Origin of the sequence: Streptomyces sp. SCSIO ZS0520 (assembly GCF_025643355.1) — a bacterium.
In the GTDB taxonomy this organism is placed as follows: Bacteria; Actinomycetota; Actinomycetes; order Streptomycetales; family Streptomycetaceae; genus Streptomyces; species Streptomyces physcomitrii.
This window is the reverse complement of sequence record NZ_CP092644.1, coordinates 6318947-6333005: the sequence shown is the minus strand read 5'-3', so window position 1 is coordinate 6333005 and position 14059 is coordinate 6318947. Positions and strand designations below refer to the sequence as shown.

Genomic DNA, 14059 nt, shown 5'->3' with positions numbered 1-14059 from the left:
GGCGCCTGGCCGCCCGGCTCCGGCGGACTGCCGCAGGTGGTGCGCAGGGAACTGGTCGCCCGGCAGGTCGAGGAGCAGATTGGCCAGCGCTTCCCGCTCGGGCAGCGGCTGCGGGTCCTCGACGTCGGCATGGGCCAGGGCAGCCAGGCGCTGCGGCTGGCCCGCGCCGGGCACGCGGTCACCGGTGTCGAGACCGACTCCGGGCTGCTCACGGCCGCCCGGGAGGTCCTCGCCCGGGAGCCGGAGGGCATCCGGGACCGGGTCCGGATGCTCCAGGGGGACGGCCGGGACACCGGCGCGCACTTCCTGCCGGGCGCCTTCGACGTGGTGCTCTGCCACGGAGTGCTGATGTACGTCGAGGAGCCCGATCCGCTGCTCGCGGGCCTGGCCCGGGTCCTCGCCCCGGGCGGACTGCTCTCGCTGGTGGTCCGCAACGCCGACGCGCTCGCCCTGCGCCCCGGGCTCACCGGCGACTGGCGGGGCGCGCTCGCCGCCTTCGACTCCGTGCACTGGACCGACCCGCTCGGGGTCACGGCCCGCGCCGACCGGCTCGCCTCCCTGACCGAGAACCTCGCGGGCATCGGGGCGCCGCTGAGCACCTGGTACGGCATCCGCGTCTTCACCGGCCGGGCCTCGGGGGCGGACACCGCACCGCCGGAGGACCTGGGGACCCTGCTCGCCGCCGAGGACCGCGCGGGCCGCACCGACCCCTACCGGCAGGTGGCCGAGCTGCTGCACCTGTGCGGCGTACGGGGCTGAGGGGCGCACCGGAGCACGGGCCCCGCGCGCCGGGGCGCGACCGCCACGGGAGCACGCACGGCCGGGAGCACACACGCGCCAGGAACACGCATGGCCAGGAACCACACGCGGCCGGGGGCGGCCACCGCGCTGCTGCGCGGCGACCGCCCCCGGCCGGTGGTGTCTCGGGGCCCTCGCGGGCCTCGCGGCGCTCAGGACTCGCTCTCGTCCTCCGCCTCCGGGTCGCCCTGGTGCAGGCTCATCGGGCCGTAGACCTTGGCGCCGTCCTCGAAAAGGGTGACCTGGTCCGCGCCCCCCTCGGCCAGCTCCTTGAAGAACTCGCCGATCCACGACTCCGCGTCGCCCTGAGTGGTGAACTCCTCGGGCTCCACGGCCGGCTCGACCTCTGCCCCGTCGGACTTCTCGAACCGCCATGTCCACGCCGCCATGTCGCCTCCCGGGCCTCACACGCTGCTTCAGATCGTCCCGAAGCCTATCCGGGCGAGCACGTGCGGCGCGGACGCGGGAGGATCTTCGTGTGGAAGTGACTCTGCTCGGCACCGGCGGCCCCACCGGACTGCCCCGCCCCGGCTGCCCCTGCGCCGCCTGCGCGAGCGCGCTCGGCCCCTGGGTGCGGGCGGCGACCTCGCTGCTCGTGGACGAGGCGCTGCTGCTCGACCTGACCCCCGGGGCGGCCCTGGCCGCCGCCCGCGCCGGGCATTCGCTCGGCGGGGTGCGCCAGGTGCTGCTCTCGCACCCGCACGACGGCCCCGCGGTCGAGATCCCGGCGGGCCTGCCCCGGCCGGTACGGGTACCGGACGGCCGCGAGCTGACCCTGCTGAGCGGCCACCGGGTGCGCGCCCTCGCCCTCGACTCCCCCGGCACCGGCTACGCCGTCACCGGCCCCGACGGCCTCCGGCTGCTCTATCTGCCGCCGGGCGCCGCCCCCGCGGGCACCCTGGACGGCGGGCCCTACGCCATGGTGTGCGCCGATGTGACCGGGCGCCCGGACGCGCTGGCCCGGCTCCGCGCCGCGGGCACCCTGGGGCCCACCACCGAGGTGATCGCCGTGCACCTGGACCACGAGCTGCCGCCGGGCCAGGAGACCGCCCGGCGCCTCGCGGCGGCGGGCGCCCGCGCCGTGCCGGACGGCACCACCCTGGAGGTCGGCGCCTACGAGGAGGTGCCCGACCTGCCGCGCCGGACCCTGGTCCTCGGCGGGGCGCGCTCCGGCAAGTCGGTGGAGGCCGAGCGGCGGCTGGAGGCCTTCCCGGAGGTGGTGTACGTGGCGACCGGCGGCACCCGCGAGGGGGACACCGAGTGGGCGAGCCGGGTCGGCGCCCACCGCGAACGGCGCCCCGGCTCCTGGCGCACCGAGGAGACCTGCGAACTGCCGCCCCTGCTCGCCGAGACGGGCCCCCCGCTGCTCATCGACTGCCTCTCGCTCTGGCTCACCCACGCCATGGACGAGGCCGACGCCTGGGACGAGGCCGCCTGGGCGGGCGGCGGCGAGCGCCAACTCCAGGAGAAGGTCCGGGAGTTGGTCAAGGCGGTACGGGAGACCCGGCGCACCGTGGTGGCGGTCTCCAACGAGGTCGGCTCGGGCATCGTCCCCGCCACCGCCTCCGGCCGCCGCTACCGCGACGCCCTCGGCCGCCTCAACGCCGCCTTCGCCGCGGAGTGCGAGCACGTACTGCTCGTGGTGGCGGGGCAGGCGGTGGTGCTGCGAGGGTGAGGGTCAACTCCCCTTCAGAGACCGGGAGTTGTCGGCTCCGGTGAGTCCACCGGAGCCGCCGGGTCCGCCGCCGCATCGGGTTCGCGGCGGGCCACGATCCGGTAGCTGTTGGCGAGGCGGGGGCCGCGCAGGGCCAGGGCCAGCAGGTGGTCGAGCAGGCGGGCGGCGGCGAGCAGGGGGAGGCAGAGCGCGCCGAGCAGCGCGGGCACCCGGCGCACCGGCGCACCCGGACCGCGGCCGCCCGGCACCAACCGGGCGACGGCGGCGGTGAGTTCGCAGGGGATGTGAGCGCCCCGCGAGCCGGTGCCGAGCACCGTGAAGCCCAGCCCGGTCAACTCCGTTTCCAGCTCGGCGGAGGTGAGCAGGAGCGGGCGAACTGCCCGCGGATCACGCCCGGTTGCGGCGGCCCCTCTGCGGGCGAGCAGCCGCCCGGACCAGGACGCCGGGTTGGCGCAGTCGAGGACCAGATGCCCGCCGGGGCGCAACACGGTGCGGGCGGCGCGGAGTTCGGCGCCCGCCTCGGCGGAGTGCTGGAGCCGGTGGAACATGCTCAGCGCGTCGTAGTGGCCCGGGATGCGCGGGGCGAGGGCGCGCAGGGTGCCGGGCAGTCCGGCGTCGATCCGGCCCGCGGCGAGCGCCTCCTCGACGCCGGTGGCGCCCAGCGCGTCGAAGGCGGTGTACGGGAGCAGTTCGCGCGCCGTGCGGGGGAAGCGGGCCGCCCCCGACTCGATGTCGAGCCAGGACTCCGGTTCGGCGTACGGCAGCAGGGCGCGGGCCCGGGAGCGCAGCACGCACCCCGGCTCCAGGGCGCCGCTCGCGACCGCTGCGGCGGGCGGCCCCCCGGACCCGCGGGCGGCCCCGGATCCGCTGCCGCCGCCCCCCGCTCCCGCGACGGGACCGGCAGCGGCTGCGGAGCGCCTCGGCTCCGGCTGCCCGAAGGGCGGCGGAAGGCTGCCGAAGCGGTACGTGCACGCCGGGCACTCGGCGGTCCCGGGGTGCCGCCCGAGCAGGTCCGCCACGCGGCGCCGGACGGGAGTGCCGCACCAGGCGCAGCCGGTGTACCACCGGGCGGGCAACACCCCGCCGCGGAAAGGGAGTCGGGGGCGGAAGGGGCCTCGGGTGCGCGGAGCCGCGGGTCCCGGCTCGGGGGCGGGCGGGTTCGGCGGCATGGTTCCTCCGGGGTGCCGGGCGGTGGCCGGGCGCCGGGTGCCCGGCGGGGCCGTACCGGCCGCCGGAGTCCTCCGCGCCCGAGCACCGCGAGAATTCGCCACGAACCGGAACGTATGGGATAGCCGGGAGGCGCGCAATCACGCCATGCGGTGAACTCTTCACTCCAGGTGAACGGCGTCCGGGGCGGACCCGGGACCGTGAGTGAGCCCGCTCACGGCTGCCGGTAACCTTCCGCCAATGAGCACGCTGAATCTCGACGACTTCTCCGATCTGATCGAGCGGCCGGACGGCGGCGTGCGCCGCGACGCCGAGGAACGCCGCGCCCGCCTTGTGGTTCCGCAGGGCTCGCTCGGACGCCTCGACGAGCTGGGCGAATGGCTGGCCCCCGCCCAGGCGGCCGTCCCCGTACGCCCCCTCACCCAGCCCCGGCTGCTGCTGTTCGCGGGCGACCACGGGGTGGCCTCGCTCGGCGTCTCACGGCGGCCCGCGGGCGGCGCCGCACAGCTCGTACGGGCGGTCCTGGACGGCGAGAGCCCGGCGGCGGTGCTCGCCGCGCGGCTGGGCGTCCCGGTACGGATCGTCGACCTGGCGCTGGACTGCGAGCCGGAGTCGCTGCCCGCCGAGGTGGTGAGCCACCGGATCCGGCGCGGCAGCGGGCGGATCGACATCGAGGACGCGCTCACCGCCGAGGAGGCCGAGGCCGCCTTCCGGGCCGGGATGGCGCTGGCCGACGAGGAGGCCGACTCCGGCACCGACCTGGTCGTCCTCGGCGACATCAGCGTGGGCGGCACCACCGCCGCCGCGGTCCTCATCGCCGCCCTGTGCGGTACCGACGCCTCGGTGGTCACCGGGCGCGGCGGCGAGCCGATCGACGACCTGGCCTGGATGCGCAAGTGCGCGGCGGTACGTGACGCGCTGCGCCGGGCCCGCCCCGTCCTCGGCGACCAGCTCGAACTGCTCGCGGCCGTCGGCGGCGCCGACCTCACCGCGATGACCGGCTTCCTGCTGCAGAGCGCGGTACGGCACACCCCGGTACTCCTCGACGGCGTGGTCTCCGCGGCCTGCGCCCTGGTCGCGCAGCGGGTGGCCTTCCGCGCCCCCGACTGGTGGCTGGCCGGCCACGACAGCGGCGAGCCCGGGCAGGCCAAGGCCTTCGACCGGATGGCGGTCGAGCCCCTGGTCAACCACGGCGTCCGGGTCGGCGAGGGCACCGGCGCCCTGCTCGCCCTCCCCCTGGTCCAGGCCGCCGCCGCCCTGCTCGGCGAACTCCCGGAACGCCCCCGGCCGACCCACGCGGAGCCGGAGGCCTGAGAAGCGGCAAGACGGCGGGCGGTCGGGCGTGACTGCGCTCGGTCGACCGCCGCCGCGTCCGGCCCGTCGACCGCCGTCGGGGCCGACCTCTCACGTGCCTAGGTGTATTGACTCGCAGGGTTGTTGACGCGGCTGATCGGTGGTTGGCCGCCGAGTGCGGTGTGGCAGCGGTGGTGGTTGTAGGTGTGGAGGAAGTCTGCCAGGGCTGCTGTGCGTTCGTCGTTGGAGGTGTAGGGCCGTAGGTAGGCCCATTCGTCGGCGAGGGTGCGGTTGAAGCGTTCGACTTTGCCGTTGGTCTGCGGCCGGTAGGCGCGGGTGGGTTTGCCGCTCGCGCCGAGGTCGGCCAGGGCCCGTTTCCAGGCCAGGCCCTTGCGGTAGGCCCAGGCGTTGTCCGTCAGCACGCGTTCGATGCGGGTGATGCCGTGGTCGGCGAAGAATGCGGCGGCCCGGGTCAGGAAGGCCGCGCAGGTCGCGACCTTCTCGTCACCATGGGCTTCGGTGTAGGCGAGTCGGGAGTGATCGTCGACTGCGGAGTGGAGGTAGTCGAAGCCCATGCCGCGGATCGGCCGGCCGGCTTCGCGGCCGTGCACTTTGTGGCCGCCGCCGGGGATCCGGCCCAGTTTCTTGACGTCGACGTGGACGAGCTCGCCGGGACGTTCGCGTTCGTAGCGGCGGATCACCGTGCCGGTGGGCCGGTCCATCCAGGCGAGACGGTTCAGCCGGTGGCGGGTCAGTATCCGGTGGACGGTCGAGGCGGGCAGGCCGAGGACCGGACCGATCCGTGCGGGTCCCAGCTTGCGGGACCTGCGCAGGTCACAGACGCGGCCCTCCATCGCGGCCGGAGTGCGGTGCGGTGTTGTCAAGGGCTTGCTGGAGCGGTCGGCCAGGCCCGGCTCGCCCTCGGCTCGCCACCGCCGGAGCCATTTATGAGCGGTCGCCCGCGAGATGCCCATCTCGGCAGCGACATGAGCGACCGGGCGGCCGGACACGACACGTTCGACGAGCAGCTGCCTGCCGTGAACGGTCAGCCGGGCATTACGGTGGGACACGAAGACCTCCGTGTGGTGCGGTCCTAGACAGCTCCACCACACCGGAGGTCTTCGCCATGATCAAGCCCCGACAGCGTTAACAACGCTCGTGATCAATACACCTAGGGCGCCTTGAGCCTCGCCGCGTCTTCCCTTGCGAGCTGTGAGCCGTGAGCTGGGAGCGCCGCCGCGCCTCCCCCGTATCCAGCGCTCGCGCCTCCCCCGTCGACCCGCTCGCGTGCCCTCCCCCTCCACCGGCGCCCGCGTCTTCCCCCGCCCGCCGGATCCCCCCGCCCCGCCACTGCTCAGCGCGGCCGTCGGGCGATAGCCTCGGCCGATGGCCGAAAGTGCACCGCCGTCCGGTTCCCCGGACGAACCAGAGGGCCCCGGGGCCCGTCCCGCCTCCCCGCGTCCGTGGGATTCCGGTTCGGTACCGCAGGGCGGCCCGGCACCCGGCGAAACGGACCAACGGAACCAGCGGACCAACCCAGGCGAGGATTCCGCTTACCCGTCTTCCGGCCGGGTACCGCAGGACGCGGCCGAGCGGACCGGCACCGGCCGGGACACCCCGGCGGCCCCGGACACCGGCTCTGCCACCGCCAACACTCCTGCCTCCGGGCCGAGTTCGCCGACGCAAGGCTCCGAAGGCATCGCGGACGAGGCACGGCCCGCGCCCGCCGGTGAGGCCGCGCCGCCACCGGGACCCCACGCCGCCGACCCGGGCGGCGCCTCCGCTTCCCCTCCCCCCGAGGACACCCCCGGCGGCTCCGGCAGCTCCGCGGAGGCCGCCGTCAGCGTCGAGGACAGCCTCCGCTTCGCCTTCGGGACGCTGACCGTGCTGCCGGTCGGGGCGGTGCGCTGGGACCGGGCGGCCGCGCGCGGCGGGATGCTCTGGGCGCCGCTGGTCGGGCTCGCCGTGGGGGTGGCCGCCGCCCTGGTGAGCGGACTGCTGCTCCTGCTCGGCACCGGGGCCCTGCTTGCCGCCGTCGCGAGCGTGGCCGTACCGGCGGTGCTCACCCGGGGACTGCACCTCGACGGGCTCGCCGACACCGCCGACGGACTCGGCAGCGCCAAGCCCGCCCCCGCCGCCCTGCGCCTCATGAAGCAGTCGGACATCGGACCCTTCGGGGTGCTCACCCTGGTGCTCGTCCTCCTCGCCCAAGTCGCCGTCCTGGCACGGCTGTACGGGGACTCCTGGGCACAGGGCGCGCTCGCCGCGGCGGTCTCCGGGACGGTGGCGCGGCTGGCCATGACGCTGGCGGCGCGGGAGGGGGTGCCCGCGGCCCGGGCGGAGGGGCTGGGCGCCGTGGTGGCCTCGGTGGCGCCCGCGCGTACCGCGCTCTTCGTCGCCGGGGGCGTCTTCGTGGCCGCGGCCGGGGCCGGGGTGCTCTCCGGCGGGGGCGGTGCGCTGCGCTGCGCGCTGGCCGTGGTGGTGGGCTGCGCCGCCGCCGAACTCCTGCTGCGCCGCTGCCTGGTGCGCTTCGGCGGGGTGACCGGGGACGTCTTCGGCGGCCTCGCCGAGACCGCCGCGACCGCCTCGCTCGTGGTGCTCGCGCTCGGCTCCGCCTGAGTTCCGCGGGCCGGGACGTGATCCGCCGGGCGCCTCCCGGGGCCGGGGCGGTGCCCGGCGGCCCCGGCCACCGGCGAACACCGGCCACTTCACGGAGCGTAGGCTCCTTACCGGCACCCTTCCGGTCAGACCGGATGAGTGCGCGCGAGAACCCGACCGCAGCGACGCGGCGGGGTGCCGCGGGCACTCATCCGTCCTCCGTGCCCGGTCCCCTGTCAGGGCGGCCCGCGCACGGGCCTCGGCTCCCCGGCGGCTCCGGCCCCGGAGCCCCACCGGGGACGTTCTAGGCTTCCGGACGGGTCCGGCCGACCCCACAGCCTCGGCCAGGAACTTCACAAGGGAGATCTCACTACCGTGACTGCTCTGACTCTCAGTACCGCCGCCGCAGCAGGGCTGCGCGCGGACGCCCTCGTGGTCGGCGTCGCCAAGGGTCCCAAGGGCCCCGTGCTCGCGCCCGGCGCCGAGGCCGTCGACAAGGCGTACGACGGCAAGCTCGCCGCCACCCTGGAGACCCTCGGGGCGAGCGGCGCCGAGGGCGAGGTGACCAAGCTGCCCGCCCCCTCCGGCTTCAAGGCCCCGGTGGTCCTGGCGGTCGGGCTCGGCGCGGTGCCCGAGAAGGACGAGGACCACAGCCTGGAGTCGCTGCGCCGCGCCGCCGGGGTGGCCGCCCGGGCGCTCGCCGGGGCGAAGAAGGCCGCCTTCGCGCTGCCGCTGACCGGCGCCGAGGACATCGTCGCGGTGGGCGAGGGCGCCCTGCTCGGCGCGTACTCCTTCGACACGTACAAGGCCAGCGCCAAGGACCCGAAGACCGCGAAGGCCCCGCTCGGCGAGGTCACCCTGCTCGGTGCCAAGCCGCGCGACAAGGCGCACAAGGCGGCCGTCGAGCGCGCGCTGGCCGTCGGCGAGGAGCTGAACCGGGCCCGCGACCTGATCAACACCCCGCCGAACGACCTGAATCCGGAGGCCTTCGCCGCGCTCGCCGCGACGGCCGCCAAGGAGCACGGGCTCAAGATCCAGGTGCTCGACGAGAAGGCGCTGACCAAGGGCGGCTACGGCGGCATCCTCGGCGTCGGCGCGGGCTCCGCCTCCCCGCCCCGCCTGGTGAAGCTGTCCTACACGCACAGCAAGGCCAAGAAGCACCTCGCCTATGTCGGCAAGGGCATCACGTACGACTCGGGCGGCATCTCGCTGAAGCCGGCCGGGCACAACGAGACGATGAAGTGCGACATGAGCGGCGCCGCCGCGGTGTTCGCCGCGGTCGTCGCCGCCGCCCGCCTCGGTCTCGAGGTCAACGTCACCGGCTGGCTCGCCCTGGCCGAGAACATGCCCTCCGGCAGCGCCACCCGCCCCGGCGATGTGCTGCGGATGTACAGCGGCAAGACCGTCGAGGTCCTCAACACCGACGCCGAGGGCCGCCTGGTGCTCGCCGACGCGATCGCCAAGGCCAGCGAGGACAAGCCGGACGCGATCGTCGACGTGGCGACCCTGACCGGCGCCATGATGCTCGCGCTCGGCCTGCGCACCTTCGGGATCATGGCCAACGACGAGGCGCTGCGCACCACCGTGCACGAGCTGGCCGAGGAGGCGGGCGAGCCCTCCTGGCCGATGCCGCTGCCCGGGCACCTGCGCAAGGGCATGGACACCCAGACCGCGGACATCGCGAACATGGGCGAGCGGGCGGGCGGCGGCCTGGTCGCCGGTCTGTTCCTCCAGGAGTTCGTCGGCGAGGGCATCAGCTGGGCGCACCTGGACATCGCGGGCCCGGCCTTCAACGAGTCGGCGCCCTTCGGCTACACCCCCAAGGGCGGCACCGGCACCGCGGTGCGCACCCTGGTGGCGCTCGCCGAGCACACCGCCGCGGGCGACCTGGGCTGAGGCCTCCCGCCCCGGGGCCGGACCACCGCGTCCGGCCCCGGCGGGCGGGCACCCGGCAGTGATCCTGGCGGCCACCCCGGCAGTGATCCGGCACACACCCCGCGCACGACGAGGGGATTAAGCCCTGGACGAAATCCGCTCTGGCACGCACGCCGATGACCCGGCGGGACGCCGTACGTACCGCGTCCCGGGCCGGGCCCGCCGTCCCGGCAGTCGGCGACAAGTGCAAAGATGGGTTCTCGGCAGGACAGGGCCCCACCACAGGGCCGAAGAAGAGCGGCCGAACACCAGCCGAGCGCCCGGCACCACCCCGCGCAGTCGGGGCCCGGGGCTACGGCGCACATGCATGGAGGACGTGACGTGGCGAACGACGCCAGCACCGTTTTCGACCTAGTGATCCTCGGCGGTGGCAGCGGCGGGTACGCCGCGGCCCTGCGTGGCGCCCAGCTCGGGCTCGACGTCGCCCTCATCGAGAAGGGCAAGGTCGGCGGCACCTGCCTGCACAACGGATGCATCCCCACCAAGGCCCTGCTGCACGCCGGTGAGATCGCCGACCAGGCGCGCGAGGCGGACCAGTTCGGTGTCAAGGCCACCTTCGAGGGCATCGACATCAAGGCCGTCCACAAGTACAAGGACGATGTCATCGCGGGCCTGTACAAGGGCCTGCAGGGACTCATCGCCTCCCGCAAGGTCCACTACATCGAGGGCGAGGGACGGCTGTCCTCGCCGACCTCGGTGGACGTGGGCGGCCAGCGCATACAGGGCCGCCACGTGCTGCTCGCCACCGGCTCGGTCCCGAAGTCCCTGCCGGGCCTGGAGATCGACGGCAACCGGATCATCTCCTCGGACCACGCGCTGACCCTGGACCGGGTGCCGCAGTCCGCGATCATCCTCGGCGGCGGCGTCATCGGTGTCGAGTTCGCCTCGGCGTGGAAGTCCTTCGGCACCGAGGTCACCGTCATCGAGGGCCTCAAGCACCTGGTGCCCGCCGAGGACGAGAACAGCTCCAAGCTCCTGGAGCGCGCCTTCCGCAAGCGCGGCATCAAGTTCAACCTGGGCACCTTCTTCGAGAAGGCCGAGTACACCCAGGACGGCGTCCGCGTCACCCTCGCCGACGGCAAGACCTTCGAGGCGGAGGTGCTGCTCGTCGCCATCGGCCGCGGCCCCGTCTCCCAGGGCCTCGGCTACGAGGAGGCCGGTGTCGCCCTGGACCGCGGCTATGTCGTGGTCGACGAGTACATGCGCACCAACGTCCCGACCGTCTCGGCGGTGGGCGACCTGGTCCCCACCCTCCAGCTGGCCCACGTCGGCTTCGCCGAGGGCATCCTGGTCGCCGAGCGCCTCGCGGGCCTCACCCCGGTCCCGATCGACTACGACGGGGTGCCCCGGGTGACGTACTGCCACCCCGAGGTCGCCTCCGTCGGCATCACCGAGGCCAAGGCCAAGGAGGTCTACGGCGCGGACAAGGTCGTCGCGCTCAAGTACAGCCTCGCGGGCAACGGCCGCAGCAAGATCCTGAAGACCGCGGGCGAGATCAAGCTCGTCCAGGTCAAGGACGGCGCCGTGGTCGGCGTCCACATGGTGGGCGACCGCATGGGCGAGCAGGTCGGCGAGGCCCAGCTGATCTACAACTGGGAGGCCCTGCCCACCGAGGTGGCGCAGCTGATCCACGCCCACCCGACGCAGAATGAAGCCCTCGGTGAGGCGCACCTCGCGCTGGCCGGGAAGCCGCTGCACGCGCACGACTGATCCGGCGGCCCGGACGGCCGGCGCCGCCAGGGCCGGTCCGGACCGGACACGACGACCACAGACTTCCGCACTGAAAGAGGAGCAACCGAAACCATGGCGGTTTCCGTAACCCTTCCGGCGCTCGGCGAGAGCGTCACCGAGGGCACAGTCACCCGCTGGCTGAAGGCCGAGGGCGAGCGCGTCGAACAGGACGAGCCGTTGCTGGAGGTCTCGACCGACAAGGTCGACACCGAGATCCCCTCGCCCGCCGCGGGCACCCTGTCCTCCATCAAGGTCGCCGAGGACGAGACCGTCGAGGTCGGCGCCGAACTGGCCCTCATCGACGACGGCTCCGGCGCGCCCGCCGAGGCCCCCGCCCCGGCCGCCGAGCAGGCCCCGGAGCCCGAGCCGGAGCAGCCCGCCCAGCCCGCCGAGGCCGAGCAGCCCGCGCCCGCCGCCGAGGCCCCGGCGCAGTCGTCCTCCGGCGGCGGTTCCGCCGAGGGCACCGACGTGACCCTGCCGGCGCTCGGCGAGTCCGTCACCGAGGGCACCGTGACCCGCTGGCTGAAGCAGGTCGGCGACAGCGTCGAGGCGGACGAGCCGCTGCTCGAGGTGTCCACCGACAAGGTCGACACCGAGATCCCGGCCCCGGTCGCCGGCACCCTCCTCGAGATCACCGTGAACGAGGACGAGACCGCCGAGGTCGGCGCCAAGCTCGCGGTGATCGGTGCCGAGGGCGCCGCCCCGGCCGCCCCGAAGCAGGAGGCCCCGGCCGCTCCCGCCCCCGCGCAGGAGGCCCCGGCCGAGGAGAAGCCCGCCCCGGCTCCGGCTCCGGCCGCCGAGAAGCCCGCCCCGGCTCCCGAGAAGCCGGCTCCCGCCCCGGCCCAGCCCGCGGCTCCCGCTCCCGCCCCGGCCGCGCAGGCTCCGGCGGCTCCGGCCCCGGCGCGCTCCGCCGGTGACGAGGGCGCGTACGTCACCCCGCTGGTGCGCAAGCTCGCCGCCGAGAACGGTGTCGACCTGGGCTCGGTCAAGGGCACCGGCGTCGGTGGCCGCATCCGCAAGCAGGACGTGCTCGCCGCGGCCGAGGCCGCCAAGAGCGCCGCCCCGGCTCCGGCCGCCGCCGCCCCGTCCGCGCCGAAGACCCCGGCCCTGGAGACCTCTCCGCTGCGCGGCCAGACGGTCAAGATGACCCGGATGCGCAAGGTCATCGGCGACAACATGATGAAGGCGCTGCACGAGCAGGCCCAGCTGACCTCGGTCGTCGAGGTCGACATCACCAAGCTGATGAAGCTGCGCGGCCGGGCCAAGGACTCCTTCGCCGCCCGCGAGGGCGTCAAGCTGTCCCCGATGCCCTTCTTCGTGAAGGCCGCGGCCCAGGCGCTGAAGGCCTACCCGGTCGTCAACGCCCGGATCAACGAGTCCGAGGGCACCATCACCTACTTCGACTCCGAGAACATCGGGATCGCGGTGGACTCCGAGAAGGGCCTGATGACCCCGGTCATCAAGCGGGCCGGCGACCTCAACCTCGCCGGTATCGCCAAGGCCACCGCGGAGCTGGCGGGCAAGGTCCGCGGCAACAAGATCACCCCGGACGAGCTGTCCGGCGCGACCTTCACCATCTCCAACACCGGTTCGCGCGGCGCCCTGTTCGACACGATCATCGTGCCGCCGGGCCAGGTCGCGATCCTGGGCATCGGCGCCACCGTGCGCCGCCCGGTCGTGGTGGACCACCCCGACCTCGGCGAGACCATCGCGATCCGCGACATGACCTACGTCGCGCTCTCCTACGACCACCGTCTGGTGGACGGCGCCGACGCCGCCCGCTACCTGACGGCCGTCAAGGCGATCCTGGAAGCAGGAGAGTTCGAGGTCGAGCTGGGGCTGTGAGCCCACGGCAGCGGTGACGGGCGTGTAAGGCTCGTCTCACCTGCGCAAAGCGCCCCCGTCCGGAGTCTTCCGTACGGGGGCGCCGCCGTATTGTCTAGGAGTCACCGCAAGCATTCACCGCTCCCGGCCGCCGCCCGTCCGGGAGCGCCACTCCGAGCCGCAGCCGCGGCAGAAGGAGCAGCCGTCATGACCGCGACTGTCGTCACCTCCCTGCGCGAACAGATCCGCGAGCACATCGTCGACGGCATCGTCAGCGGGCGCTGGAAGCCGGGCGAGCGGATCGTGGAGCGCCGCATCGCGACCGAGCTGGAGGTCAGCCAGACGCCCGTACGCGAGGCGCTGCGGGAGCTGGAGTCGCTGCGGCTGATCGAGTCGGCGCCGAACAAGGGCGTACGGGTGCGCAACCTGACCGCGGCCGACCTGGAGGAGAGCTATCCGGTGCGGGCGGGCCTGGAGCAGATCGCGGCCGAGCTGGCCGCCCCGCGGCTCGCCGAGGACTGCTCCGTACTGGAACCGCATGTGGACGCCCTCTACCGCGCCGACCGGGAGAACGACGGCACCGCGCAGGTCCGGCACACCGTCGCCTTCCACCGGGAACTGGTGCGCGCCGCCCGCAACAGCGTGCTGCTGCACACCTGGGAGGGGCTGGGCATCGAGGTGTTCACGGCCCTGTCGATCCGCTGGCTGGGCACCGTGCAGCAGTCCTACGCCGAGGAGCACGAGGCCCTGGTGGACGCCTTCCGCAGCCGGGATCCGCGGATAGCCGAGCTGGTGAAGGCCCATGTCCTGGGGTGCGCTCCGCGCAGCGCCTGAGGCGCGGGGCGGGCCCCGCTCACTCCCCCGCGGCCCCGCTCATCCGTGCTCCGACCTGCGAGAACACCCGTATTTTCTGGCACTCGGTGCCCCCTTTCGCGACACTCCATGCCGACTTTCGCCCGTGGCGGCAGATTTTGCCCGGGAAACTTTGATCGATCATCGATCGGGTGCTTAGAGTCGGATCCGGCTGTCCCCGACCGG

Annotated in this window: 11 protein-coding genes; 8 read left to right on the top strand and 3 right to left on the bottom strand. The window is 74.4% G+C overall.

Annotated elements, in window-relative coordinates; translation table 11 throughout:
• The first annotated feature begins 27 nt into the window (after window positions 1-27).
• Window positions 28-759 (top strand): class I SAM-dependent methyltransferase, encoded by a 732-nt coding sequence (locus MID12_RS25525; RefSeq protein WP_263173458.1) that lies wholly within the window; start codon window positions 28-30, stop codon window positions 757-759.
• Between the two features lie 191 nt (window positions 760-950).
• On the opposite strand, the gene MID12_RS25520 is transcribed toward MID12_RS25525, so the two are convergent.
• Complete coding sequence (locus tag MID12_RS25520) at window positions 951-1187, bottom strand: hypothetical protein (protein ID WP_040254254.1); 237 nt, start codon at window positions 1185-1187, stop codon at window positions 951-953.
• 89 nt (window positions 1188-1276) lie between these two features.
• Here MID12_RS25520 and MID12_RS25515 point away from each other — a divergent pair, with 89 nt between their 5' ends.
• A complete protein-coding gene (locus tag MID12_RS25515; protein WP_263170957.1) occupies window positions 1277-2473 on the top strand; it encodes a bifunctional adenosylcobinamide kinase/adenosylcobinamide-phosphate guanylyltransferase in 1197 nt (398 codons plus the stop codon).
• Between the two features lie 14 nt (window positions 2474-2487).
• Here MID12_RS25515 and MID12_RS25510 read toward each other — a convergent pair whose 3' ends face one another.
• On the bottom strand, window positions 2488-3264 hold the full coding sequence (locus MID12_RS25510) for a class I SAM-dependent methyltransferase (protein WP_263170955.1): 777 nt from the start codon (window positions 3262-3264) through the stop codon (window positions 2488-2490).
• 616 nt (window positions 3265-3880) lie between these two features.
• Between MID12_RS25510 and cobT the strand changes: the two genes are divergently transcribed.
• Window positions 3881-4954, top strand: coding sequence for a nicotinate-nucleotide--dimethylbenzimidazole phosphoribosyltransferase (gene cobT, locus MID12_RS25505; RefSeq protein ID WP_040254250.1), 1074 nt, complete (start codon window positions 3881-3883; stop codon window positions 4952-4954).
• Between the two features lie 98 nt (window positions 4955-5052).
• Here cobT and MID12_RS25500 read toward each other — a convergent pair whose 3' ends face one another.
• Window positions 5053-6003, bottom strand: a complete 951-nt coding sequence (locus tag MID12_RS25500; protein ID WP_263169220.1) for an IS481 family transposase — start codon at window positions 6001-6003, stop codon at window positions 5053-5055.
• A gap of 808 nt (window positions 6004-6811) precedes the next feature.
• Between MID12_RS25500 and MID12_RS25495 the strand changes: the two genes are divergently transcribed.
• From MID12_RS25495 to MID12_RS25475, 5 genes are all read left to right on the top strand, one after another.
• Window positions 6812-7552, top strand: coding sequence for an adenosylcobinamide-GDP ribazoletransferase (locus MID12_RS25495; RefSeq protein ID WP_052483248.1), 741 nt, complete (start codon window positions 6812-6814; stop codon window positions 7550-7552).
• A 354-nt stretch (window positions 7553-7906) separates the two neighbouring features.
• Window positions 7907-9427 carry a leucyl aminopeptidase gene (locus MID12_RS25490; RefSeq protein WP_263170952.1) on the top strand — a complete coding sequence of 507 codons (1521 nt, stop codon included), beginning with the start codon at window positions 7907-7909 and terminating at the stop codon, window positions 9425-9427.
• A gap of 360 nt (window positions 9428-9787) precedes the next feature.
• Entirely contained in the window at window positions 9788-11176 is a 1389-nt protein-coding gene (gene lpdA / locus MID12_RS25485) for a dihydrolipoyl dehydrogenase (protein WP_040254247.1), read from the top strand.
• Window positions 11177-11269: 93 nt separating this feature from the next.
• Window positions 11270-13042, top strand: a complete 1773-nt coding sequence (sucB, locus tag MID12_RS25480; RefSeq protein ID WP_263170950.1) for a 2-oxoglutarate dehydrogenase, E2 component, dihydrolipoamide succinyltransferase — start codon at window positions 11270-11272, stop codon at window positions 13040-13042.
• Between the two features lie 186 nt (window positions 13043-13228).
• Window positions 13229-13855, top strand: coding sequence for a GntR family transcriptional regulator (locus tag MID12_RS25475; protein ID WP_040254243.1), 627 nt, complete (start codon window positions 13229-13231; stop codon window positions 13853-13855).
• Window positions 13856-14059: the final 204 nt, after the last annotated feature.